The sequence below is a fragment of the Thermococcus sp. genome, from assembly GCF_027008145.1.
In the GTDB taxonomy this organism is placed as follows: Archaea; Methanobacteriota_B; Thermococci; order Thermococcales; family Thermococcaceae; genus Thermococcus.
On sequence record NZ_JALTCZ010000085.1, the window covers coordinates 1 to 20,822 of the forward strand.

Consider the following 20,822-nt stretch of genomic DNA (forward strand, 5'->3'; position numbering starts at 1 on the left):
GAAAGAAGGCTCCATATGGAGAGTTCGCCGGAAGGAAGCTCAAGCTCAAGAGAAAGAAGTTCCGCTGGAGCGATATCCGCTACAAGAGAAGAGTCCTCCGCCTTAAGGAGAAGAGCGATCCCCTGGGAGGGGCCCCTCAGGCAAAAGGGATAGTCCTTGAGAAGATCGCGGTTGAGGCAAAGCAGCCCAACTCCGGAATGCGTAAGGCAGTCCGTGTCCAGCTCATCAAGAACGGGAAGGTCGTCACGGCCTTCACCCCGGGTGACGGTGCCATAAACCACATCGACGAGCACGACGAGGTAATAATCGAGGGAATCGGCGGTCCAAAGGGTGGTTCCGTAGGCGATATACCGGGTATCCGTTATAAGGTCGTCAAGGTCAACCGCGTTAGCCTCAAGGAGCTCGTCAAGGGAAGGAAGGAGAAGCCGAGGAGGTGAAGTGAATGGCCAAGGCACTCAACGAGCGCTTCTTCATCCCGAAGGAGATAAAGGTCATGGGACGGTGGAGCGTTGAGGACGTTACAGTCAACGACCCATCACTGAGGCCTTATATCGACCTTGAGCCGAGGATCCTTCCCCACAGCCACGGAAGGCACGCAAAGAAAGCCTTCGGCAAGGCCCAGGTTCACATCGTCGAGAGACTCATAAACAAGGTCATGAGGAGCGGTGCCAGCCACTACAAGGCCGGCGGTCACTTCATGAGGAGGGAGCACCGCTCGATCATGAGCAAGAAGATGAAGGCTTACGAGGTCGTTAAGGAGGCTTTCATGATCATCGAGAGGAGAACTAAGCAGAACCCGATACAGGTCCTCGTCAGGGCGATAGAGAACTCGTCCCCTAGGGAGGACACGACCACGATAGCCTTCGGTGGAATCCGCTACCACATGGCGGTTGATGTTTCTCCGCTCAGGAGGCTCGACATTGCCTTAAAGAACATCGCCCTTGGAGCGAGTATAAAGTGCTACCGCAACAAGACCACCTACGCCCAGGCTTTGGCCGAGGAGATAATCGCGGCTGCCAACGCCGACCCGAAGAGCTTCGCCTACAGCAAGAAGGAAGAAATAGAGAGGATTGCCCAGTCCTCACGCTGAGGGCTGGGAGGGTTTTCTCATTCCTCTCCACCATTTCCGCTTTTCTCAAAGTGCTCCAGCAGGAAGATTTTAGTGCTTTTATTGAGTTTGGGAGATAGCATGAAGGAGCGCAGATTTTAGGTCCTCGATGGTGAGAATGGAGGACTAAGAGGACTTCTGAAGTTCAATAAACCAGCTAGGGAAATTTTGCAGGAGCCTCGCGAGGAGGAAAGAGAACTGGAAGAACGGAAGCTTCACCTTCTTGGACTGGAATGAGCTCCAAGTTTGAGATGAGTGTTCATAATTCATTATTTCACGAACTCCACGTTCTCCATTCCCTCAAATTCTCTGTCTCCTGTGAGAAACTTCATCCCCATGCTCTTGGCTACAACATAGACAATCAATTAGGGAGAACTTTTTACCATTCTTCCGTTCTCTAGTCCTCATCTCTGAAGCTAAGACGTAATGGTGGGGATCTGGGAGGATAACGTTAACAGAGGCTCTTACTATCTCCAAAATCTTCCCGGCACTATCAACACCAAAATCCCGGACCAAGGCGTATGACAGCTCCAAGAGGTTAAACTCCGTCGTAAAAAGCATTTCAGCGGAATAGCTACTGTAGTTGGGTTGCCTTTCAGTATTTCGATCAGCGCGTATGTGTCGGCCAGATACTCAGCCATGAACTTCCCTCAACTCATCTTTTTACTTTCTGGGCATCCACGTTCCAGTCCCTCAGCATGCCAAATATCTCAATCCTCAGCTTAACCCTGGCTTTTTCGGGAATGTGGATCTTTTTTAGGGGTTTGAAGACGCCGTTCTCGTAAACGGCCTCCACAATTATCGCCATCTTCCCCCGAGGGACTTTTCATCGTGCTGGTATATTATTCCTTCGCCTCCATATATTACACCCTCCGGGAGGAGGGAAATGGGAAGCAGGGTAATTGAACTTGAGAAAAAAATTGAATGCAGGTAATGACATAGGCTTTATGGTCTTGATAATAATCGGGATTTTTGTGTTATTGTTCCTCCAGTTGCTTGCGTTTGATTTGCGCAACATCTCTCTCATGGGAGGGATGGTAATTTTTACAGGCTGGATTGTAATTCTTGCAGGCCCCACGTCGTTAATATACTCAGCGTATAAAGTCCAAGCTGACCCTCAGGAGTTCGTGGATGCCTATAAGAGGGACTACCCGCGGGAGAAGGAAATTGAGATTCTTGAACTAGCTTACAAAAAGGCTCATGAATACCAGAATGAAGCATTTAAAGATGCTCTATCCACGTGGTTGGGCTTCGGCTTTTATCTTGGGCTCATTGAGATAGGTCTATCCTCTAGTGGTTTGATAATAAAGAACGGGGCATATTTTTGGACAATTTTTGGCATAAGCTCGATAGCATCTTTCATTGGGTTTGTCTTGACTATTATTCCATACCTCCGCAAGCGCTCCATTGAAAAAGCCCTCTTGCAATCCAGCTCAAGAAGACCGACAAGGCAGAGCTTTCGATAAAGCTCTAATTCTATCTTTTTATCAAACTCCTCCCCACCATGCCCCCCGGCTTCTCCACCCCAAAGAACCTCAGAATCGTCGGTGCTATGTCCATGAGCGAGGCGTTTTCGAGGTCAGCATTCTCAAGCCCCCAAAGGATAAGCGGAACCTTCACCACTGGCTCGTTGTCGGAGCCGTGCATGCCCTTAACCCAGTGGCTGACACCTTTGATGCCTTTGCACATCCTGTGGGAGCAGAACCAGTAGCCGGGTTTTGCTGAAACTATAAGCTCACCGCTATTCGGGCTGTCTAAATGAGGAAGCTCCTCGCGGAAATAGACGGCTTTAACACCCGGCGCCCTTCTAAGAACTTCAAAAGCCTCCTCGGCACCACCCGGGTTTCTCAGGTAGACATGAACACCACCACCGGAGGAGACCCTCCTAACACCGATCCCGCTCTCCACGAGGAGCTTCCTCAGGTTCACCCAGGTGTGAACCTCTTCCTGCCCGTGGTCCGCGAAGATTATGAAGGCGTACTCCTCCCTAAGCCTCTCCCAGAGGGCTCTGACAGCGGTATCAACCATCTCAACGGCCTTTAAAGCCCCCTCGCTCCCCGGCCCGTGGTCATGGCTCATGCCGTCTATCGAGGCGAAGTGGATGAGGAGCAAATCGGGCTTGCACTCCCTGTAGATGTAGAGGGCTGAGTTGAGAACCCATACATCCTTCCTCCAGTCCCTGCCGTGCTTCCTGTAGAGCTCGTTGCTCGCAAAGAATGGAGGAAAAATCCTCATGTCAGTCCCGCTGAAGGGCGGCATCGTGTAACCGCTGACCGAGCCCGTCCTGACCCCTCTCCCGCGGAGGATGTCAACTATCGTTGGAGCCTTGATGACCCTGTGGGGGTTGAACGCTATCTCGTAGTCGTAGAAGTTGATCTTTCTATCCGTCAGCCTGTCGTAGTAGCCGTTCTCGACGACGCCGTGATCTCTGGGCCAGACTCCAGTCATGACGCTCGTGTGAACCAAATCCGTCAGCGTGGGAAATATTGAATCAACCACCGCAAGGGAACCGCTCTCGGCTAACTCGCTCAGGAAGGGCATGTGCTTGAGGTTGTAGATTCCATTGCCGTCGAGGCTTATGAGGGCCAGCTTCTTTCTCATGGTTCAAACCCCAAAAGCGAACATATCTTTTGATTTATCTCCTTTTTGAGAAGTGGCCCAATTTCTCCAAGCTCGCCGATAAGGATATCCCTATGGGCCTGTTCAATTAGAACGTCAGTTTTGGAGTTATAGTGCTCAACCCTTGAGGAGATAAAGGTGAGTGTAACGTCGTTTCTGTCTTCAAACAGCACAAGGGCGGGGCGAAGTTTAGTGCCCTTTAGGCTTGTAAATGGAAACGGCACGAGGACTATCTTCCCCTTCATCTGTATCTCACCTTGAGGTCTTCCTCTGAATATATGTCCGGTTCATTCTCAAGGAATTCCTTTAAGGATTCCTCCGAAAGCTTCATAATGGTGTAGCTCTCCTCCTGCTCAAGCAACTCGTTCAGGAGCTTCTCTATATGCTCAAGCTTCTCCTCGATCCTCATGAGTTCCCTAACAACGTCAGCCCCTTCCACGTTATCACCTCCAACCGGTGTCGGCCTGACGTGCAGTCATCACATTTCAGTGGGATGGAGCGCTCGTCATCCACCGCTTCTCTCTCTGTCTAAGCGGTATATATTCCTTCCGAGCCACTCGTCCAGCGTCTTCTGCCTCGCGAGATAACCGAGGACGTAGCTCCTTTCAAGGTACTTCTCGAATGGATGCTCAAGGCGTCTCCTAATCGCTTCCAGAGCCTCATTAAGGGTTTCAAAGCGACCTATTAAGTTTCCCATCGCCTTCTTGACGCCAAGCCTTATCTGCCACACGCCAACAGGGGCGTAGTACTCCGGCGTGACCTCGCGGAAGACCACCGTCCTCGCCTGCCTTCTCCTCCCGCGGAGCGCCTCCAGAACGCTCAAGCGGGCGGCGTGATATGCCCCAGCGGTTTCCTTGACGTACTCTCTCCTTCCCCGGAAGTCCTCGTAATCGTGGATCACGCTCGGCTCACTTGAACCGAAGAGCGAACCCTTGAGCCAGACCTCCAAGAGCTCGAAGGCGTAAATTTCGGGCATCAGCAGGACTGCGTAGCGATTCCCGAGGAAGCGGTAGAAGTAGACCTCGTAGTCGTTGATGAGCTGGTAGTGGAGAATTTCTCTCCTGAGGTTCTTCCCTATCGTGTCCTGGACGGCTGTGATGCTCCACCTAGTAGGGACGAGCCTCTCCTCAACCCCGAGCAGCCCGGCGGAGAGGAGCCTCATGATGTAGTACTCGTCAAAGCCCCAGTTGTAGAGCCTCATTATTGCTTCCTCGGCCTTGAGCTCGTCGCTCACAACGTAATCAGTTTTCCTCGGTATTCTCGGGTTCTCCGTCAGCTCGAAGTCCAGCAGTTCAGCCTTCGGACCGAGTGGTGGTGCGAACTCGCTCGGGATGACCTTGAGGACGGGTCTTTTCTTCAGCAAGACCTCGCTGTCAACAGGCTTAACGCTCATCGCCAGCTCCTGAACCTCACCCAGAATCCTACCACTCTTCCTCACGCTCACATCGGCTTTGACCTCACCCATCACCAAAAGCGAGCGGTAGTAGAGGATGTCCCTTATCGTCTTGTCCTCCCATCTCAGCGGGTTGTCAAGGTAGTCCGTCTTTCCCTCGATGGGAGGGACGAGGGGGCCTACCCTGACCTTCGGGTAGCCGTATTCGCCTACGAAGACACTCGGAGGAGAAGAGCCAAAGATGTGCCTCTTATTCAGTCTTTGCTCCACGCTACGGGCTACCCTAAACCTTTCGAGGATCGGACAGGTTGGCCTCCCACATAGGAGCTTCCTACCCTTGCAGATCGCGCAGAGTTTTGAGTTGAACAGCTCCGTCATCATGAAAAACTGTGCCATTGAAGTTTAAAACCTTCCCTTGGCACGATAATTGTTCCATTTAACATCTAAGATAATGCATATTAGCGTGTTTTCATAAACGTTTATATACTCCAATGTACTTATATGTTCCGAGGTGTTTTTATGTACGGCAACTGGGGAAAGTTTCTGCGCGTAAACCTCTCCACCGGAGAGATAAAAGTAGAGGAATACGACGAGGAGCTGGCCAAGAAGTGGCTTGGGAGCAGAGGGCTGGCCATCTACTTCCTCCTGAGGGATATGGATCCAAAGGTTGACCCGCTGAGTCCTGAAAACATGCTGATAATTACGCCCGGCCCGCTGAGCGGAACGAGCGCGCCAACCGGTGGAAGGTACAACGTCGTCACGAAGAGCCCACAGACTGGGTTTATAACAATGTCCAATTCCGGCGGCTACTTTGGGGCCGAGCTGAAGTTCGCCGGCTGGGATGGGATAATAGTTGAGGGCAAAGCCGACAGCCCGGTTTACATCTACATAAAGGACGACAACGTCGAGATTAGAGACGCTTCTCACCTCTGGGGTAAGCGGGTGAGCGAAACCGAGGAGGCCATAAAGAAGGAAATAGGGAGCAAGAAGCTCCACATAGCGAGCATCGGGCCAGCCGGTGAGAACCTCGTCAAGTTCGCCGCGGTCATAAACGACGGCCACAGAGCAGCCGGAAGGGCAGGTGTTGGAGCGGTCATGGGGAGCAAGAACCTCAAGGCGATAGCCGTTGAGGGGAGCAAGCACGTCCCGATAGCGGACAGGCAGAAGTTCATGCTCGTAGTCAGGGAAAAGATAAACAAGCTGAGGAACGACCCGGTCGCAGGAGGAGGCCTTCCAAAGTACGGTACCGCCGTTCTGGTCAACATAATAAACGAAAACGGTCTGTACCCGACCAGAAACTTCCAGACCGGTGTTTTTGAGCTCGCTTACGAACAGAGCGGTGAGGCCATGGCGGCCAAGTACCTCATAAGGAACCAGCCGTGCTACGCCTGTCCGATAGGTTGCGGCAGGGTGAACAGGCTTCCAACCGTCGGAGTTACCGAAGGACCGGAGTATGAAAGTATATGGGCACTCGGGGCCAACCTCGGCATAAATGACCTCGCGAGCATAATCGAGGCCAACCACATGTGCGATGACTTTGGTCTCGACACAATCTCAACCGGTGGAACGCTCGCCACAGCCATGGAGCTCTGGGAGAAGGGCCTCCTCAAGCCCGAGGACGTTGGGGAGGATGCTCCACCCTTCAGGTTCGGCAATACAGAGGTTCTCCACTACTACATCGAAAAGCTCGTCTACAGAGAGGGCTTTGGAGACGTTCTGGCTGAGGGAGGCTACCGCCTGGCCGAGAAGTTCAACGGCGTTGACTACTTCATGGGGGTCAAGAAGCTTGAGCTTCCAGCTTATGACCCACGTGGAGCTGAAGGCCACGGTCTCGGCTATGCAACCAACAACCGCGGTGGTTGCCACATAAAGAACTACATGATAAGCCCCGAGATCCTTGGCTACCCGTACAAGATGGATCCGCACGACATAAGCGACGACAAGATAAAGATGCTCCTGCTCTTCCAGCATCTGAGTGCGGTCATAGACGCTGCCGGCCTCTGCCTCTTCACGACCTTCGGTCTCGGAGCGGACGACTTCCGCGATATGCTGAACGCGGCCCTCGGCTGGGACTTCTCAACCGACGACTACCTCAAGATAGGCGAACGCATCTGGAACGCCGAGAGGATCTTCAACCTGAAGGCCGGGCTCATCCCGGAGAGGGATGACACCCTGCCCAAGCGCTTCCTTGAGGAGCCGATGCCTGAGGGACCAAACAAGGGACACGTTGTAAGGCTCAAGGAGATGCTGCCGAGGTACTACAAGATGCGCGGCTGGACCGAAGACGGAAGGGTTCCGAAGGAGAAAGCTGAAGAGCTCGGCATAGCCGAGTTCCTCTGATTCTGTTTTCATCATCTTTGTCCAGTAACTCTTTTATGCCCCTTTGAGAAGAGCCCGGCTTAAGGTGATCCACGTGCTCGTCAAGTTCTTCGCAACCCTCATCGAGTTTACAGGTAAAAGAAGACTTGAAATCCACGGGCCTAAAACCGTTGGAGAACTCCTGGACAGGCTCGATGAGACCTTCCCCGGTTTCAAGGAACAGCTTGAGAAGGGCTACATAATCCTTGTGAACGGGAAGAACATCGAGCACCTCCAGGGTTTTGATACCCCCCTCTCAGACGACGACACGGTGAGCATATTCCCCCCGGCCGGAGGCGGTTGAGATGAGCATAAAGTTTAGTCCAAAGGAGTACACCTTCTCCCTCTGGGACGGAAAGGTCATAGTGAAGCCGAAGCTCGACATGAAGTACCTCTACATCGAGGTCACCAGCAGGTGCAACCTCAAGTGCGAGATGTGCTTTAAGCAGTACTGGGAGGACAAAGAGGGGGACATGGACTGGGAACTCTTCCTCAAGATCCTCGACGACGCGGAGGAGTTCCCGGAGCTGAGGATGATCTACCTCGGTGGCATCGGCGAGCCGACCGTTCACCCGCGCTTCATGGATATGGTGAGGGAGGTCAAAAAGCGGGGCTTCGCCCTTGGGATGAGCAGCAACGGAACCCTAATGACCGACGACATGCTACGCGAGTTCGCAAAGCTCGGCGTCGAGCTGATATACTTCTCCATGGACACGGTTCCAACCGCACAAAACGCCATAACCCTCGGCCACATCGCCGCGGCCGCAACCGCTGATAGGATACGCAGGCTTGTGAAGTACCGCGAGGAGTACGGAACACACAGGCCGAGTATCGGCGTTGAGGTCGTCGTCACCAAGGAGAACTACAAAGAACTCCCTGACTTGGCCAAGTTCCTCCTCGACCTCGGAGTGGATGCGATGCTGGTTTCAAACCTACTCCCTCTGACTCCAGAACAGGTCAATGACATAGTCTACGACGGGAGCGTTGATATGACGCCCATAGTGGACGAGCTGTACAAAATAGCCCACAATGGGCTCTACATAAAGCTACCCAAGTTCGAGCTTAAAACAGAGAGGCAGTGCGACTTCGACGAGAACAACGTTGCCGTTGTTCGCTGGGATGGGGAGGTCGCTCCATGCTACCGCTTTCTGCACACCTACAAGGAATACATCTTCGGAAGGGAGAAACAGGTCAACGCCTACTCCTTCGGCAACGTTAGGGAGAAGAGCCTAGCCGAGATATGGACGAGCGAGAAGTACACCTGGTTCCGCTTCACCATGAAGAACTACATGTACCCCTCATGCACAGACTGCGACCTTAGAGACGCCTGCGACTTCGTCAAAACGACCGACATAGATTGCTGGGGCAACGAGCCGAGCTGTGCAGACTGCCTCTGGTCGAGGAGGATAGTTCAGTGCCCAATTCCGCAGTACATGTTCGGGAAGTTCTTCTGAGATTCCAAAAAGCTTAAAAACCCCCTACAGCTCATATACCTCGGGCGTGCCGCGGTAGCCTAGCCTGGTAGGGCGCCGGCCTGCTAAGCCGGTGGGCGGTGCCCACCGGGGTTCAAATCCCCGCCGCGGCGCCATACTTTCTATGGGTCAATGCCGGGATAGCCTAGAGGCGAGGCGAGGGACTGCAGATCCCTTCCACCCGGGTTCAAATCCCGGTCCCGGCTCCACAACAAACTTTTGCAGGGCAAAAGTTTGATCAAAAGTTGGTGATTTTTGGGTGCTCCTTTGAGAGGGTTTGCCTTTTTGAGTGTAGTTTTTAGGTTTGGAGTTCATAATTGAGGGGGTTTGTTCTTTTTTGCACTCCAGAGAAGCGCTTTAAGCGCTTCGACCAGAGGAATTTATAAGGGGGGTAGAGATATGCCTTTCGGTGGTTGCGATGATCAGGGTCAAAGTTCTCGGCAGGGGCATAGAGAAGGAAATCGAGTGGAAGAAGGGCATGGCAGTTGCAGATGTCCTCAGGGAGGTCGGCTTCAACACGGAGAGCGCCATAGCAAAGCTCAACGGCAAAGTTGCCCTGGAAGATGAAAGGGTAGAGGACGGGGACTACATCGAGGTCATCCCCGTTGTCTCGGGCGGAGGAGGATTTAACTACCAAGCCTCTTCCTCATGAAGGCCTCAAATCTATTCATGGCCTCCTCAAGTATCTCCACCGGCGGGAGGAAAACTATCCTGAAGTGCCAGTCCCCTGCCCTTCCGAAGCCGGAGCCGTGAACGAAGAGCACATGCGCCTCGTGAAGAACATCGAGAACAAACTCCTTGTCATTTTTCCACCTTGAGCGCTCCTCTATCCTCGGGAAGATATAGAAGGCCCCCTGTGGCTTTTGGGTGCTCACTCCGGGAATCTCAGTGAGGCGCCTGTAGATATAGTCCCTTCTCTCGCGGAGCTTCTTCATGTATTTCTTCAGGTAGTCCATCGGGCCAGTTAAACCTGCTATCGCCGCGAATTGAGCGGGCGTGTTCGGGCATATCCTTATCCTCATCAGCTTGTCTATGGCCTTTCTGACCTCGGAGAGCTTCCCCTCAGGGTCAACGTAGTAGAAGTAGCCAAGGCGCCAGCCAGTTGCGAAGTAGACCTTTGAGAGACCGTTCATGACTATCACCGGTACGTCCTTGGTAAGCGAGCCAGGCGAGACGTGCTTTCCTTCGTAGGTCATGAGGTCGTATATCTCGTCGCTTATGACAGGGAGATCGTACTCTCCAGCCAAGTCAAGGATTGCCTTGACAGTCTTCTTCTCGTAGAGGGCTCCAGTTGGGTTGTTGGGATTTATCACAGCTATGGCCTTCGTCCTCTCGTCTATCAGCTCCCTCATATCATCGAGGTCGGGCTGCCAGCCATTCTCCTCGATAGTCATGTACTCCCTCGGCTCCCCCTCATAGAACTTGACGAGGCCGGTATAAGGTGGATAACTGGGGCTCGGGACGAGGATGTTGTCGCCCGGATCAAGGAGGCCACCGAATATGAGCTGAAGGGCCTCGGTGACTGCGGCCGTGATCCTAACGTCTTCAGATGTTATCTCAACACCGTTCTTTCGTTTCTCGCGCTTCACTACCGCCTCCCTCATCTCTGGAAGACCCTCACTGGGCCCATAGTAATTGTGCCCCTCCCTTATGGCCCGGCAGTAGGCCTCTTTCATATGCTCTGGAGGCTGGAAGTCGTATTTACCGGGGTCGCCTATGTTGAGGCGGATGACCTTTATCCCCTTCTTCTCAAGCTCCCTCGCGGGGAGAACAACATCCCTTATGGCGTACTCAACACCCATGGCCCTGTTTGATGGCCGAATCATAGACATCACCAGGCTAAGATTGCACGTTCCCAATAAAAACCTTGGCAAAGGCCGAAGGGACAACATCGGGAAACGTTTAAAACATCCCGGTCAAACCCCATCGGGCGATGAAGAATAGCAAGCATGCTGAGCGGTGATGACGTGAACACCCTCAGAGCCCCTCGATACTTTTATTAAGCTGAAGGACAGCCTATGAACATGAACATCTTCATACCGCTTATCTTCGGGGTCGTTCTTGGCTACGCCCTTAAAAACCGGGGGAAACAACCCAATCTGGAGAGACTAACAGGCCTCGCCCTGCTATTGATGATATTCTTCCTTGGGGTGAAGACGGGAAAAGTGAAAATCAACGGGATCTGGCTACTCGGCACTTCAATTCTCTTCGCCCTCTTAACTGCTGGAGGAAGCCTTCTGCTGGCCCTGGGGGTGAGGGGATGAGGTTCCTCTACCTTGTGCTCGCTTCCCTAACTGCCGGTTTCCTCGTCGGGCGCTTCTACTCCCCTGATTTCGGAAACGCCTACGAGATAATGCTGTACATCATGATCTTCTTAATAGGGGTTGACTTGGGCCTTAACTTCAGAGTTGGAGAGCTAAGAAAGATGGATAGAAAGGCCCTGACACTGCCCGTTAAAACTCTCGTTGGTTCCATCCTCGGCGGTCTGGGGGTCGCGCTCCTCCTCAGCATCGAGCCAAAATGGGGGGTGGTCATAGGGGCCGGGTGCGGCTGGTATTCCCTGACGGGCCCACTTATAGCCCAGTATTCGGCAGTCTACGGGGCCGTCGGGTTCCTTGGAAACCTCTTCAGGGAAGTCCTCACCATTATCATCTACCCCGTGATAATCCGCTGGGTGTCCCCTGAGGATGCCGTCTCCATAGGTGGAGCGACAACGATGGACACAACACTGCCGATAATAAGCAGGTTTGGGGGGAGGGATGTGGCACTGCTGACCTTCGTCCACGGCTTCATCCTTACTTCCATTGAGCCCTTCCTCCTGCCCCTGATTCTGAGCCTTTAGTCATCTTCTTGAGCAGGCCTTTGAGAAAGGCCTCGTGCTGCTCCTCGTTCCTCAGGAGTTCCCTCGCAACCTCTCTGACGACCGGGTGGAAGGCCCTCTTAGACAGCTCCCCGTAAAGGGACTTCATTATCTCCACCAGCTCGACGTATTCCCTTATTGTCTCGGCCACCTTCTTTCCCTCGGGAACCATTATCTCGGTAGGCATCTCCTTGAGGAACTACTCGACAACCTCCCCTGGGGGAACCCTGGCATCTATCGGACCGAAGCCGAGCGGCATTACAATCGTAGGAACACCAGGGATTAGAACCATCTCCTCCGGCCCTTCCCTGAAGTGCTCTCCTAGGAGTTCCTTCGCTTCTCTGTGGGCCTTTCAAGGGCCTCCATCAGGTGCCCGTGGAATGTTGTATCAACGGCCATCCTGAGGGCAACCCTTTGAGGTCAGCGTATTCAGGCTCCTCAATCATCTTCAGAATCTTTTTGTACTCCCGTTCGCCTTCGCTTCAACTTTCCGGGCCTCTTTGACGACCTCCACCATCCTCACCCCTCCCCCGACTTTTAATAACCTTTTGTTTTTAAAAATTTTGCCCGGCAAAAAGCTTTTTAAACGTGCGGTCAACTCGAAACCCGGAGCTGTCACTGGCTCATGGCTCGGGGGTATCCGGAGAAAGGAACCCACCGGGCCTCTCGCCGGAGGTGAGCGAGAATGAAATACCCGAAGCAGATAAGGACGTACTGTCCGTTTTGCAAGAGGCACACGATCCACAAAGTCGAGAAGGTCAAGAAGAAGCCAAGAAGCGAGCTCAGCCAGGGTCAGAGACGTTTCAGGAGAATAATGAAGGGTTACCGCGGTTTCCCGAGGCCCAACCCGGCTGGCAGGGAAAAGCCCGTCAAAAAGCTCGACCTCCGCTTTAGGTGCACCGTCTGCGGTAAGGCCCACACGAGGGGAAAGGGGTTCCGCGTTAAGAAGTTCGAGCTGGTGGAGGTGTGAGTATGGCCATCCCGAAGAACCTCATACCAATGCCACGCTCAAGGTTCCTCAGAGTCAAGTGCATTGACTGCGGAAACGAGCAGATTGTCTTCAGTCATCCTGCCACCACCGTTCGCTGTCTCGTCTGCGGTGCCACGCTGGTAGAACCGACCGGCGGAAAGGGCATCATAAAGGCGAAGATACTCGAGGTTCTCGAGTGAACCTTTTCTTTTCTCGCCAAACTTTTAAAAACCTCTTCTCTTAAACTCTCCCGGTGTAAAAAGTTTTGAGGTGGTTGAAATGCCAAGAAAGGCCAAAGAGTACCCCGAAGAGGGAGAGTTCGTCATAGCGACCGTCAAGAACATTCATCCATACGGTGCTTTCCTCAAGCTTGATGAGTACCCCGGAAAAGAGGGGTTCATGCACATAAGCGAGGTCGCCCCCACATGGGTCAAGAACATAAGGGACTACCTAAAAGAGGGGCAGAAGGTAGTTGCCAAGGTCATCCGCGTTGACCCCAGTAAAGGTCACATAGACCTCAGCCTGAAGCGCGTCAACCAGCAGCAGAGGAAGGCCAAGCTCCAGGAGTACAAGCGTGCCCAGAAGGCCGAGAACCTCCTCAAGATGGCCTCGGAGAAACTTGGGAAGGACTTTGAGACGGCTTGGAGGGAGGTATGGGTTCCGCTCGAAGAGGAATATGGAGAAGTCTATTCGGCCTTTGAAGATGCAGCGCAGAACGGAATTGAGGTTCTGAAGGGCCTTATCCCCGATGAGTGGCTCAATGTGCTCAAACCGATTATCGAAGCCTACGTTGAGATTCCAACGGTTACAATCGATGCAGAGTTCGAGATAACCGTTCCAAAGCCGAACGGTATCAAGATAATCAAGGAGGCCCTGATAAGGGCTAGAGACAAGGCCAACGAGGAGAAGGACATCGAGGTCAAGTTCACTTATCAGGGGGCGCCAAGATACAGGATAGACATAACCGCCCCGGATTACTACAAGGCCGAGGAAGTCCTTGAAGACATAGCCGGGGAGATACTTAGGGTGATCAAGGAAGCCGGCGGAGAGGCGACCCTCATAAGGAAAGAGAGACGCATCAAGAAGATAAAGAGGAGGTAAAGATGAGGTTCCGGATAAGGAAGTGTCCGGTCTGCGGACGCTACACCTTGAAAGAGACCTGCCCTGTCTGCGGGGCCAAGACCAAGGTGGCCCACCCCCCGCGCTTCTCGCCTGAGGATCCCTACGGGGAGTACAGACGCAGGCTGAAGCGCGAGATGCTCGGAATAACCAAGACAAGGTGAGGGAAGATGAGGGAGAGTATGATTTACGTCCTTGAGAGGCCCGAGCTTAGGGACCCCATCTTCATCGAGGGGCTCCCAGGGATAGGGCTCGTTGGCAAGCTTGCCGCCGAACACCTGATACAGGAACTCAACGCCGTAAAGTTCGCGGAGCTCTACTCACCGCATTTCATGCATCAGGTTCTCATCAAGAGGAACTCCATAGTTGAGCCCATGAAAAACGAGTTCTACTACTGGCGGAACCCCGATAAGGAGGGAAGGGACATAATCATAATCACCGGCGACCAGCAGGTGGCCCCTACGGACAGCCCCGGCCACTACGAGGTCGTTGGCAAAATGCTCGACTTCATCCAGGAGCTTGGAGCAAAGGAGATCATCACGATGGGCGGCTACCAAGTGCCGGAGCTTAAGGGCGAACCGAGGGTTCTTGCAGCAGTCACCCATGAGAAGCTCATAGGCTACTACAAAGCCAAACTTGAGGGCTGTAAAACAGAGGTCATCTGGAGGGAAGATGAAGGCGGAGCCATAGTGGGCGCAGCCGGCCTCCTCCTCGGCATGGGGAAGCTCCGCTCAATGTTCGGGATAAGCCTCCTCGGAGAGAGCCTCGGCTACATCGTTGACGCAAAGGCCGCCAAGGCCGTCCTCTCGGCGGTGACCAAGATACTCGGCATAAAAGTTGACATGACGGCACTGGAGGAGCGCGCAAAGGAGACGGAAGAGATACTCCGGAAGGTTCAGGAGATGCAGAGGGCGATGCTCGAACAGCAGATGCCTCCAGCTCACGAAGAAGAGGACAGGGGGTATCTCTGAGCTTTTCTCTTTCTCCCTCAACAAAAGGTTGATAACATCAATGTACCAAAAGCGTTAAAAGGATGCTACTATTCTATAAATTGATAATACCAGTTGGGGGTGGTGTTGTTGCATATTCCTGACGGGTATCTGGGCCCGTATACCTGTGCGTTTTTCTATTTGATTATGATACCAATATGGTACAGGGCTTTCAGGTGGCTCAAGAACCTCAGGCCAAACCAGGTGCCCCTCCTTGGAGTACTAACGGCCTTTTCGTTTCTGGTGATGATGTACAACATGCCCGTTCCCGGAGGAACAACTGCCCACATAGTCGGCGGAACGATAATAGCAATACTCGTAAGCCCCTGGGCGGCCACCGTTTCGCTGACGGTAGTGCTCCTGATACAGGCCCTCTTCTTCGGGGATGGAGGGATAACAACCTATGCAGCGAACGTCTTCAACATGGGTGTTGTCTTGCCCTTCGTTGGTTATTATACCTATCGCTTCTTCACCCAAAAGATCCGGGTCAACGAAATAGTTTCATCCGGGATAGGAGCCTACATTGGCATAGTAACCGCGGCCACTATGGCCGGGATTGAGCTCGGAATCCAGCCGTACATCCAACCGGGTTACTGCCCTTATACGCTAAGCGTTTCGGTTCCGGCAATGGCGATAGCACACCTCATCACAGCCGGTCCAGCGGCCGCAGTTGTCACAGGGGCAGTGATCTGGTATGTTAAGAAGAGCAGACCCGACCTCTTCGCCATGAGAACAATAACCAAGGTGAGGTGGTGAGGATATGGACAGGGTCACTAAAACGTTGCTCGCAATTGTTGGGGTTATGATAATCCTCTCGCCAATAGGGATCCTCCTCGTCTGGAACTACAATGGCGCATGGGGCGAATGGGACGTTAAGACCATCGAAGGAATGGTCGGTCACAGGCTCCCGGGAATGGAAAAGCTCTCCGAAGTCTGGAACCACGCAGTCCTTCCGGACTACAATGTCCCAGGCTGGGAGGACAAGCTGCACGCCTCGATTGGATACATAATCTCAGCAGTGGTAGGAACTGCCCTCGTTTTCGTGATCTACTACGCCCTCGTGAAGTTTACCACCGGAGGTGGCGCCTCCACCTAAATTTTTACTTTTGGTGATGACGATGGGATTTATTGAGGACACTGCCAGGGAGGTTCTGGAGTTCACGACGGAGGCAGTGTTTTCAGAGAGGTATGCCCGGAAAGACGGCCTCCTGCAGAAGCTTGATCCGAGGCTTAAAATCGTCTCCCTTATCCTTCTGGTAGCAACAGTAGTTTCTCTTCAGGACATTAGGGTCATAGGGGCCTTCTATCTCCTCGCACTGGCCCTGGCGGTTCTCTCAAAGCTCCCCACCACCGAGTTCACCAAAAGGGTCTGGGTGTTCATCCCGATTTTTACAGGAGTAATCGCCATTCCCTCAATTTTCATGCTTCCGGGAGAGACAGCTTTTAAAATTCTCGACATTAGGGCGACGTGGGAGGGGATTCGCTGGGCGACTCTCTTCACGCTGAGGGTTGCGACGACAGTTTCCTATGCGGTACTATTCACGATGACAAGCAGGTGGAACGAGATGGTGTCTGCGCTGGCGTCTTTCAGGGTTCCCGATATGGTCATAACGATAACGACCCTCACCTACCGCTACGTTTTCCTCTTGGCGAAGCTCCTCCTCGATGCGATGCATGCGAGGCGCGCGAGACTTGTGGGAGAGCTCGGCATGATGGAGAGCTGGAGAGAAGCTGGAAAGCACATAGGGGCGACGTTCATCAAGGCAAACACCCTTGGGGAAGAACTGTACTACGCCATGCTCTCCAGGGGATACGTCAACGAGGTCCAGCCTCTGGGGGAGTTCAGGTTTGACAATTTAGACTACGCCTTCTCCGCACTGACAGCGTTAATAGTCATCCTCGCGGTGGCCTTCACGAGGGGGTTGCTATGAAGGTCTACGAGCTTAGAAACGTCTCGTACCGATATCCGACAGGGGAATGGGCATTAAGAGGAATAAACATGGAAGTTAAGAAGGGAGAGACCCTTGCGATAGTCGGCCCCAACGGGGCTGGCAAAACGACCCTTCTCAAGCTCATGGATGCCCTCCTGATGCCAACCGAGGGGGAGATACTCTTCGAGGGAATGCCAATAACAGAGGAAACCCTGACCGACCGCGAGTTTCGGCGGAAAGTTGGCTTCCTCTTCCAGAGCCCGGACGTCATGCTCTTCAGTGCAACCGTTCTGGAGGATGTTGCCTTCGGTCCCGTTCACCTGTGGGGGAAGGAAGAAGGTCTGAGTAGGGCCAGGGAAGAGCTAAGAAAACTCGGCATTGAAGGTCTGGCCGAGAGACACCCATACAGCTTGAGTGGAGGGGAGAAAAAGAAGGCCTCAATAGCCTGCGTGACGAGCATGGAGCCAGAGGTTCTTCTCCTTGACGAGCCGACGAGGGATTTGGATCTGAAGAACAGGAACTTCATGCTCGAAATGATAAGAGGATGGAAGGCTGAAAAAAGAACGGTCGTCGTAGTGACCCATGACCTCAGGCTCATCCGCCTGGCGGACAGAACCTATGTTGTCAATGAAGGGATCCTCTTCGAGGGAACTCCAAGGGAGCTGTTCTCAAGGCCGGAGCTGATAGAAAAGACGAACCTCGACGTCCCGGAGATAGTCAGGCTATTCCACATGCTCGGACTGAAAGAGGTGCCGATGAGCGTCGAGGAGGCCGTTGAGATATTGAGAAGAAAAGAATTCAGGCCCTGAGGGCCTCCTCCAAGAGCTCAAGTCCCAGGTTGAGGTACTCACTAGCCTTCTCCTCGCTTTTAGCTTCGCTGAAGACCCTTATTATCGGCTCCGTTCCGCTCGCCCTCACGAGAACCCAACCATCGTCAAAGATTATCTTCGCCCCATCGGTCGTGTTCATCTTATATCTCCTTGCCTTAGCGAGCTCCGCGACCTTGGCCACTACAGCCTTTCTATCTCCCTCAACCCTCCTCTTCGTCTTGAACTGGTAGTACTTTGGCAGCTCATCTATCAGCTCGCTGAACTTCTTACCACTCTTGGCAAAGATTTCGGCTATTTTAGCGGTCGTCATTGCCCCATCCCTGCCAAGGACGAAGTCCGGGAAGATGACACCGCCGTTTTCCTCCCCGCCTATAGTTCCGTTGTGCTCAATAAGGGCGCGGGCGACTATCAAATCGCCGACCTTGGTGCGCATTACCTTCGCGTTGTTCCTCTTCGCTATGTCGTCGAGGAGGTTTGAGGTAGCAACCGTGGTAACGAGGAGTCCGCCTCCCTTCTCCCTTAGCACGGTGTCTGCAACGAGGGCGAAGGTCTTGTCGCCCTGGATGAAGCGACCGTTTTCGTCTATGAAGACGGCCCTGTCGGCGTCTCCGTCCTGGGCAACACCGAAGTCAGCACCGAGAGCCTTGACGATCCTCATGAGCTCCCACAGGTTCTCTTCCGTCGGTTCGGGGTTTCTTGCTGGAAAGTGCCCGTCCGGATGGGCGTTCACCGAGACGACCTTGCAGCCGAGCTCGCGGAGGAGGTATGGAAGTGTCAAACTACCGGCGCCGTTTGAAGGGTCAACGACAACAAAGGGCCTTCTCTTTTTGATCGCCTCAACGTCCACCCTCCTCTTTATCGCCTCAATGTAGGGCTTTACGATGTTCTCCTCACGGACTTCGCCGATTTCATCCCATCTGGCCCTATCAAAGCCTTCGTTGAAGAATATATCCTCAACAACAGCCTCCCTCTCCTTTTTAAGGCCCATGCCGTTCGGCTCAAGGAGCTTTATGCCGTTGTACTCCGGAGGGTTGTGACTGGCAGTTATAACCGCTCCGCCGTCGGCCTTGAAGTGGTCGGTAGCCCACTGGATCGCTGGAGTTGGCGCGATTCCAACGTCTGTGACGTCGCAACCGACACTGAGAAGGCCACTTATCAGGGCGTCCTTTAGCATCTCACCGCTAACCCTAGTGTCCCTTCCAACCACGACGAGCGGTTTTTTCTTTCCCTCCTTCTTGAGCATCGTTCCGAAGGCCATGCCCACCTTGAGGGCAAACTCCGGTGTTATCTTCTCGTTCGCTATACCACGAACCCCAAAGGTTCCAAAGAGCCTTCCCATTTCTATCACCCCTTCGTCATGCCATTACACTTGCAAAGTTCAGTATGGTAAGAATGAATATGTAGAGGCCGTAGATAAAGGCCCCTGCCTGGAGGAGAGCTACCAAGATTTTCAGGGGCTTGAGCCTACCCGAGAGCAGCGGGACAGGGAGGCCGACTAAAACCGCGGCGAACAGGTAGATGACCGCATTCTTGATGGCGGTGTAGTTGATGGGTATGTTGACCCCAGGGTACTTGAAGGTGACCTCCTGGCCGTTCACGGTAAAGGTGAAGTCAGCGTTCTGCAAGCCAACGACGAGCACGTAAGCCATTATGAGGACAAAGAGCAGTGTCGGGAGCAGGCTAAGGGAGAGGGATGAAACAGAAGAGCTGAACCTCTCCCAAGAGTCAGCACAGTTCTCCTTAGCCATGATACCACCTCATTTTCTTCCAAAGTCATCCTCAAACCGGACTATGTCGTCTTCACCGAGGTACTCACCTATCTGGGTTTCTATAACCTCTAAAACAACTTTTCCGGGATTTTCAAGCCTGTGAACTGTGCCGGCCGGTATGAATGTGCTCTCCCCCGGCCTGAGGAGGATCTCTCTGTCGTCAACACGAACCTTTGCAGTCCCCCTGACCACTACCCAGTGCTCGCTCCTGTGGTAGTGCATCTGGAGGGAAAGCTTTTTGCCGGGCAGGACAGTGAGACGCTTTATCTTGTAGCGCTCGCCCTCCTCAAGGAGGGTGTAGCTGCCCCATGGCCTGTAAGCGGTTCTATGAACCACGGCCCTCTCATCGTTCTTCTCCCTGAGAACCTTATATATTTCCTTTACCTTCTGGCTTTCACCCTTCTTCGCCACGAGAAGGGCATCGTCGGTGTCTATTATGATGAGGTCTTCAACGCCTACCGTCGCTGTGAGACGCTCGGCCATTATGAGGTTGTTCTTCGAGGTTATACCGATGTGATAGGCGTTTTTACTCGTTATCCTTATGGCGTTCCCCTCGTCGTCCTTCTCAAGAACCTCGTATATCGCGTCAAAACTGCCGAGGTCGTTCCAGTAGGTGTTAAGGGGGACTACCGCTGCCTTATCTGTTTTCTCCATGACACCGTAGTCGATACTCCTATCCGGGGCGAGCTCGTAGGCACTCTCTATGTCATCCTCCTCGAAGGCCTTCACGAGCTCTGGCGCGTGCTTCTCTGCCTCCCCAAGGAAGAGAGAGCTTGAGAAGGCGAACATCCCGCTGTTCCAGTAGTAACCGCTCTCAACGTATTTTTTAGCGGTCTCAATGTCGGGCTTCTCCTTGAACTCGGCCACGGTGTAGCCAAGAAGGACTTCCCCCTCCTTGATGGCCTCGTCCGGCTTTATGTAGCCGTAGCCCGTGTGTGGCTTTGTCGGCTTTATGCCAAAGGTCACGAGGTACTCCTTGGCGAGCTTCTCTGCTCTGCTGAAGGCCCTCTTGTAGGCCTCGTTCACCTCAATCATGTGGTCGCTCGGCAGCACCGCAACGATCGAGTCCCCGAAGACTTCGTCTATCGTCTTCACTCCCCAGTAAATGGCCGGGAGGGTGTTCTTCCCGACCGGCTCAAGGAGGATGTTCCCCGCTGGAAGCTCGACGCCGAGCTCCCTGAGATCGTCGAGGATTCTGAAGCGGTACTCTCTGTTGGTGACAACGAATATCTCGTTGGGTTTTGAGAACATCAGGGCCCTCTCAACCGTCTTCTGGAAGAGACTCTCCTCGTCGAGGAAGCGGACGAACTGCTTCGGCATCAGCTCCCTGCTGAGGGGCCACAGCCGGGTTCCCTTTCCACCGGCCAGAATCAGCGTCTTCATAGCAACCACCCGAATAGATTA

At 53.4% G+C, this 20,822-nt stretch carries 28 protein-coding genes and 2 tRNA genes; 20 read left to right on the forward strand and 10 right to left on the reverse strand.

What is annotated here, in order from left to right; genetic code table 11:
* Positions 1 to 437, forward strand: a 437-nt coding sequence (locus MVD07_RS04120) for a 30S ribosomal protein S12 (RefSeq protein ID WP_297499005.1), incomplete at its 5' end; no start/stop codon positions are given.
* Positions 438 to 442: 5 nt separating this feature from the next.
* Positions 443 to 1,090 carry a 30S ribosomal protein S7 gene (gene rpsG / locus MVD07_RS04125; RefSeq protein WP_297499006.1) on the forward strand — a complete coding sequence of 216 codons (648 nt, stop codon included), beginning with the start codon at positions 443 to 445 and terminating at the stop codon, positions 1,088 to 1,090.
* Positions 1,091 to 1,763: 673 nt separating this feature from the next.
* Here the strand turns inward: rpsG and MVD07_RS04130 are convergent.
* Positions 1,764 to 1,916 (reverse strand): antitoxin family protein, encoded by a 153-nt coding sequence (locus MVD07_RS04130; protein WP_297499008.1) that lies wholly within the window; start codon positions 1,914 to 1,916, stop codon positions 1,764 to 1,766.
* A 100-nt stretch (positions 1,917 to 2,016) separates the two neighbouring features.
* Here MVD07_RS04130 and MVD07_RS04135 point away from each other — a divergent pair, with 100 nt between their 5' ends.
* Entirely contained in the window at positions 2,017 to 2,574 is a 558-nt protein-coding gene (locus MVD07_RS04135; protein ID WP_297499010.1) for a hypothetical protein, read from the forward strand.
* Positions 2,575 to 2,584: 10 nt separating this feature from the next.
* On the opposite strand, the gene MVD07_RS04140 is transcribed toward MVD07_RS04135, so the two are convergent.
* The 4 genes from MVD07_RS04140 to MVD07_RS04155 all read right to left on the reverse strand — a co-directional run bounded on the left by MVD07_RS04140 (position 2,585) and on the right by MVD07_RS04155 (position 5,498).
* A complete protein-coding gene (locus MVD07_RS04140) occupies positions 2,585 to 3,709 on the reverse strand; it encodes an alkaline phosphatase family protein (RefSeq protein WP_297499011.1) in 1,125 nt (374 codons plus the stop codon).
* Positions 3,706 to 3,972 (reverse strand): type II toxin-antitoxin system PemK/MazF family toxin, encoded by a 267-nt coding sequence (locus tag MVD07_RS04145; RefSeq protein ID WP_297499013.1) that lies wholly within the window; start codon positions 3,970 to 3,972, stop codon positions 3,706 to 3,708. Before MVD07_RS04145 ends, MVD07_RS04140 begins: the two co-directional genes overlap by 4 nt.
* The gene (locus tag MVD07_RS04150; protein WP_297499015.1) at positions 3,969 to 4,166 is read right to left on the reverse strand and encodes a hypothetical protein; all 198 of its coding nucleotides are present in this window, start codon (positions 4,164 to 4,166) and stop codon (positions 3,969 to 3,971) included. Before MVD07_RS04150 ends, MVD07_RS04145 begins: the two co-directional genes overlap by 4 nt.
* 66 nt (positions 4,167 to 4,232) lie before the next feature.
* Entirely contained in the window at positions 4,233 to 5,498 is a 1,266-nt protein-coding gene (locus tag MVD07_RS04155) for an Nre family DNA repair protein (RefSeq protein WP_297499017.1), read from the reverse strand.
* Between the two features lie 141 nt (positions 5,499 to 5,639).
* Between MVD07_RS04155 and aor the strand changes: the two genes are divergently transcribed.
* From aor to MVD07_RS04185, 6 genes are all read left to right on the forward strand, one after another.
* Positions 5,640 to 7,460, forward strand: a complete 1,821-nt coding sequence (gene aor, locus MVD07_RS04160; protein WP_297499019.1) for an aldehyde ferredoxin oxidoreductase — start codon at positions 5,640 to 5,642, stop codon at positions 7,458 to 7,460.
* Between the two features lie 73 nt (positions 7,461 to 7,533).
* The gene (locus tag MVD07_RS04165; protein WP_297499021.1) at positions 7,534 to 7,782 is read left to right on the forward strand and encodes a MoaD/ThiS family protein; all 249 of its coding nucleotides are present in this window, start codon (positions 7,534 to 7,536) and stop codon (positions 7,780 to 7,782) included.
* 1 nt (position 7,783) lies between these two features.
* Complete coding sequence (locus tag MVD07_RS04170) at positions 7,784 to 8,932, forward strand: tungsten cofactor oxidoreductase radical SAM maturase (RefSeq protein ID WP_297499022.1); 1,149 nt, start codon at positions 7,784 to 7,786, stop codon at positions 8,930 to 8,932.
* Between the two features lie 48 nt (positions 8,933 to 8,980).
* Positions 8,981 to 9,066, forward strand: a tRNA-Ser gene (locus MVD07_RS04175).
* Positions 9,067 to 9,084: 18 nt separating this feature from the next.
* A tRNA-Cys gene (locus MVD07_RS04180) sits at positions 9,085 to 9,159 on the forward strand.
* Between the two features lie 209 nt (positions 9,160 to 9,368).
* Complete coding sequence (locus tag MVD07_RS04185; RefSeq protein ID WP_297499058.1) at positions 9,369 to 9,602, forward strand: MoaD/ThiS family protein; 234 nt, start codon at positions 9,369 to 9,371, stop codon at positions 9,600 to 9,602.
* On the opposite strand, the gene MVD07_RS04190 is transcribed toward MVD07_RS04185, so the two are convergent.
* Positions 9,577 to 10,776: a pyridoxal phosphate-dependent aminotransferase gene (locus MVD07_RS04190; protein ID WP_297499059.1), complete on the reverse strand. Its 1,200-nt coding sequence runs from the start codon at positions 10,774 to 10,776 to the stop codon at positions 9,577 to 9,579. The genes MVD07_RS04185 and MVD07_RS04190 overlap by 26 nt on opposite strands.
* A gap of 198 nt (positions 10,777 to 10,974) precedes the next feature.
* Here MVD07_RS04190 and MVD07_RS04195 point away from each other — a divergent pair, with 198 nt between their 5' ends.
* Both MVD07_RS04195 and MVD07_RS04200 read left to right on the forward strand, forming a co-directional pair.
* Entirely contained in the window at positions 10,975 to 11,214 is a 240-nt protein-coding gene (locus tag MVD07_RS04195) for a hypothetical protein (protein WP_297499024.1), read from the forward strand.
* Entirely contained in the window at positions 11,211 to 11,792 is a 582-nt protein-coding gene (locus MVD07_RS04200; RefSeq protein ID WP_297499026.1) for a lysine exporter LysO family protein, read from the forward strand. Before MVD07_RS04195 ends, MVD07_RS04200 begins: the two co-directional genes overlap by 4 nt.
* Here the strand turns inward: MVD07_RS04200 and MVD07_RS04205 are convergent.
* On the reverse strand, positions 11,746 to 11,997 hold the full coding sequence (locus tag MVD07_RS04205; protein WP_297499028.1) for a hypothetical protein: 252 nt from the start codon (positions 11,995 to 11,997) through the stop codon (positions 11,746 to 11,748). The two genes, MVD07_RS04200 and MVD07_RS04205, sit on opposite strands and share 47 nt — an antisense overlap.
* A 498-nt stretch (positions 11,998 to 12,495) precedes the next feature.
* Here MVD07_RS04205 and MVD07_RS04210 point away from each other — a divergent pair, with 498 nt between their 5' ends.
* The 9 genes from MVD07_RS04210 (at position 12,496) to MVD07_RS04250 (ending at position 17,628) form a co-directional block, all read left to right on the forward strand.
* Entirely contained in the window at positions 12,496 to 12,780 is a 285-nt protein-coding gene (locus MVD07_RS04210) for a 50S ribosomal protein L44e (protein WP_297499030.1), read from the forward strand.
* An 8-nt stretch (positions 12,781 to 12,788) separates the two neighbouring features.
* Complete coding sequence (locus MVD07_RS04215) at positions 12,789 to 12,980, forward strand: 30S ribosomal protein S27e (protein ID WP_297499060.1); 192 nt, start codon at positions 12,789 to 12,791, stop codon at positions 12,978 to 12,980.
* 79 nt (positions 12,981 to 13,059) lie between these two features.
* Positions 13,060 to 13,881: a translation initiation factor IF-2 subunit alpha gene (locus tag MVD07_RS04220; RefSeq protein WP_297499032.1), complete on the forward strand. Its 822-nt coding sequence runs from the start codon at positions 13,060 to 13,062 to the stop codon at positions 13,879 to 13,881.
* A 2-nt stretch (positions 13,882 to 13,883) separates the two neighbouring features.
* Positions 13,884 to 14,063 (forward strand): RNA-protein complex protein Nop10, encoded by a 180-nt coding sequence (locus MVD07_RS04225; protein ID WP_297499034.1) that lies wholly within the window; start codon positions 13,884 to 13,886, stop codon positions 14,061 to 14,063.
* 6 nt (positions 14,064 to 14,069) lie between these two features.
* Positions 14,070 to 14,870: a proteasome assembly chaperone family protein gene (locus MVD07_RS04230; protein ID WP_297499036.1), complete on the forward strand. Its 801-nt coding sequence runs from the start codon at positions 14,070 to 14,072 to the stop codon at positions 14,868 to 14,870.
* Between the two features lie 102 nt (positions 14,871 to 14,972).
* A complete protein-coding gene (gene cbiM, locus MVD07_RS04235; RefSeq protein ID WP_297499039.1) occupies positions 14,973 to 15,644 on the forward strand; it encodes a cobalt transporter CbiM in 672 nt (223 codons plus the stop codon).
* Between the two features lie 4 nt (positions 15,645 to 15,648).
* Entirely contained in the window at positions 15,649 to 15,984 is a 336-nt protein-coding gene (locus MVD07_RS04240) for a PDGLE domain-containing protein (protein ID WP_297499040.1), read from the forward strand.
* 16 nt (positions 15,985 to 16,000) lie between these two features.
* Positions 16,001 to 16,819: a cobalt ECF transporter T component CbiQ gene (cbiQ, locus tag MVD07_RS04245; RefSeq protein WP_297499043.1), complete on the forward strand. Its 819-nt coding sequence runs from the start codon at positions 16,001 to 16,003 to the stop codon at positions 16,817 to 16,819.
* Positions 16,816 to 17,628 carry an ABC transporter ATP-binding protein gene (locus MVD07_RS04250; RefSeq protein ID WP_297499045.1) on the forward strand — a complete coding sequence of 271 codons (813 nt, stop codon included), beginning with the start codon at positions 16,816 to 16,818 and terminating at the stop codon, positions 17,626 to 17,628. The genes cbiQ and MVD07_RS04250 overlap by 4 nt, the downstream gene beginning before the upstream one ends.
* On the opposite strand, the gene glmM is transcribed toward MVD07_RS04250, so the two are convergent.
* The 3 genes from glmM to MVD07_RS04265 are packed head-to-tail and all read right to left on the reverse strand — an operon-like array spanning position 17,618 to position 20,801.
* Positions 17,618 to 18,988, reverse strand: coding sequence for a phosphoglucosamine mutase (gene glmM, locus MVD07_RS04255; protein WP_297499047.1), 1,371 nt, complete (start codon positions 18,986 to 18,988; stop codon positions 17,618 to 17,620). The genes MVD07_RS04250 and glmM overlap by 11 nt on opposite strands.
* Before the next feature lie 16 nt (positions 18,989 to 19,004).
* A complete protein-coding gene (locus MVD07_RS04260) occupies positions 19,005 to 19,397 on the reverse strand; it encodes a hypothetical protein (protein WP_297499048.1) in 393 nt (130 codons plus the stop codon).
* Positions 19,398 to 19,406: 9 nt separating this feature from the next.
* Positions 19,407 to 20,801 carry a mannose-1-phosphate guanylyltransferase/mannose-6-phosphate isomerase gene (locus tag MVD07_RS04265; protein ID WP_297499049.1) on the reverse strand — a complete coding sequence of 465 codons (1,395 nt, stop codon included), beginning with the start codon at positions 20,799 to 20,801 and terminating at the stop codon, positions 19,407 to 19,409.
* Positions 20,802 to 20,822 lie beyond the last annotated feature (21 nt).

Excerpts from the sequence above, each read along its gene's own strand:
- rpsG (WP_297499006.1), top strand. The coding sequence starts at position 443 with ATGGCCAAGGCACTCAACGAGCGCTTCTTCATCCCGAAGGAGATAAAG.
- MVD07_RS04130 (WP_297499008.1), bottom strand. The coding sequence starts at position 1,916 with ATGGCGATAATTGTGGAGGCCGTTTACGAGAACGGCGTCTTCAAACCC.
- MVD07_RS04140 (WP_297499011.1), bottom strand. The coding sequence starts at position 3,709 with ATGAGAAAGAAGCTGGCCCTCATAAGCCTCGACGGCAATGGAATCTAC.
- MVD07_RS04145 (WP_297499013.1), bottom strand. The coding sequence starts at position 3,972 with ATGAAGGGGAAGATAGTCCTCGTGCCGTTTCCATTTACAAGCCTAAAG.
- MVD07_RS04155 (WP_297499017.1), bottom strand. The coding sequence starts at position 5,498 with ATGACGGAGCTGTTCAACTCAAAACTCTGCGCGATCTGCAAGGGTAGG.
- aor (WP_297499019.1), top strand. The coding sequence starts at position 5,640 with ATGTACGGCAACTGGGGAAAGTTTCTGCGCGTAAACCTCTCCACCGGA.
- MVD07_RS04170 (WP_297499022.1), top strand. The coding sequence starts at position 7,784 with ATGAGCATAAAGTTTAGTCCAAAGGAGTACACCTTCTCCCTCTGGGAC.
- MVD07_RS04185 (WP_297499058.1), top strand. The coding sequence starts at position 9,369 with ATGATCAGGGTCAAAGTTCTCGGCAGGGGCATAGAGAAGGAAATCGAG.
- MVD07_RS04190 (WP_297499059.1), bottom strand. The coding sequence starts at position 10,776 with ATGATTCGGCCATCAAACAGGGCCATGGGTGTTGAGTACGCCATAAGG.
- MVD07_RS04195 (WP_297499024.1), top strand. The coding sequence starts at position 10,975 with ATGAACATCTTCATACCGCTTATCTTCGGGGTCGTTCTTGGCTACGCC.
- MVD07_RS04200 (WP_297499026.1), top strand. The coding sequence starts at position 11,211 with ATGAGGTTCCTCTACCTTGTGCTCGCTTCCCTAACTGCCGGTTTCCTC.
- MVD07_RS04205 (WP_297499028.1), bottom strand. The coding sequence starts at position 11,997 with ATGCCTACCGAGATAATGGTTCCCGAGGGAAAGAAGGTGGCCGAGACA.
- MVD07_RS04210 (WP_297499030.1), top strand. The coding sequence starts at position 12,496 with ATGAAATACCCGAAGCAGATAAGGACGTACTGTCCGTTTTGCAAGAGG.
- MVD07_RS04220 (WP_297499032.1), top strand. The coding sequence starts at position 13,060 with ATGCCAAGAAAGGCCAAAGAGTACCCCGAAGAGGGAGAGTTCGTCATA.
- MVD07_RS04225 (WP_297499034.1), top strand. The coding sequence starts at position 13,884 with ATGAGGTTCCGGATAAGGAAGTGTCCGGTCTGCGGACGCTACACCTTG.
- MVD07_RS04230 (WP_297499036.1), top strand. The coding sequence starts at position 14,070 with ATGAGGGAGAGTATGATTTACGTCCTTGAGAGGCCCGAGCTTAGGGAC.
- MVD07_RS04240 (WP_297499040.1), top strand. The coding sequence starts at position 15,649 with ATGGACAGGGTCACTAAAACGTTGCTCGCAATTGTTGGGGTTATGATA.
- cbiQ (WP_297499043.1), top strand. The coding sequence starts at position 16,001 with ATGACGATGGGATTTATTGAGGACACTGCCAGGGAGGTTCTGGAGTTC.
- MVD07_RS04250 (WP_297499045.1), top strand. The coding sequence starts at position 16,816 with ATGAAGGTCTACGAGCTTAGAAACGTCTCGTACCGATATCCGACAGGG.
- glmM (WP_297499047.1), bottom strand. The coding sequence starts at position 18,988 with ATGGGAAGGCTCTTTGGAACCTTTGGGGTTCGTGGTATAGCGAACGAG.
- MVD07_RS04260 (WP_297499048.1), bottom strand. The coding sequence starts at position 19,397 with ATGGCTAAGGAGAACTGTGCTGACTCTTGGGAGAGGTTCAGCTCTTCT.
- MVD07_RS04265 (WP_297499049.1), bottom strand. The coding sequence starts at position 20,801 with ATGAAGACGCTGATTCTGGCCGGTGGAAAGGGAACCCGGCTGTGGCCC.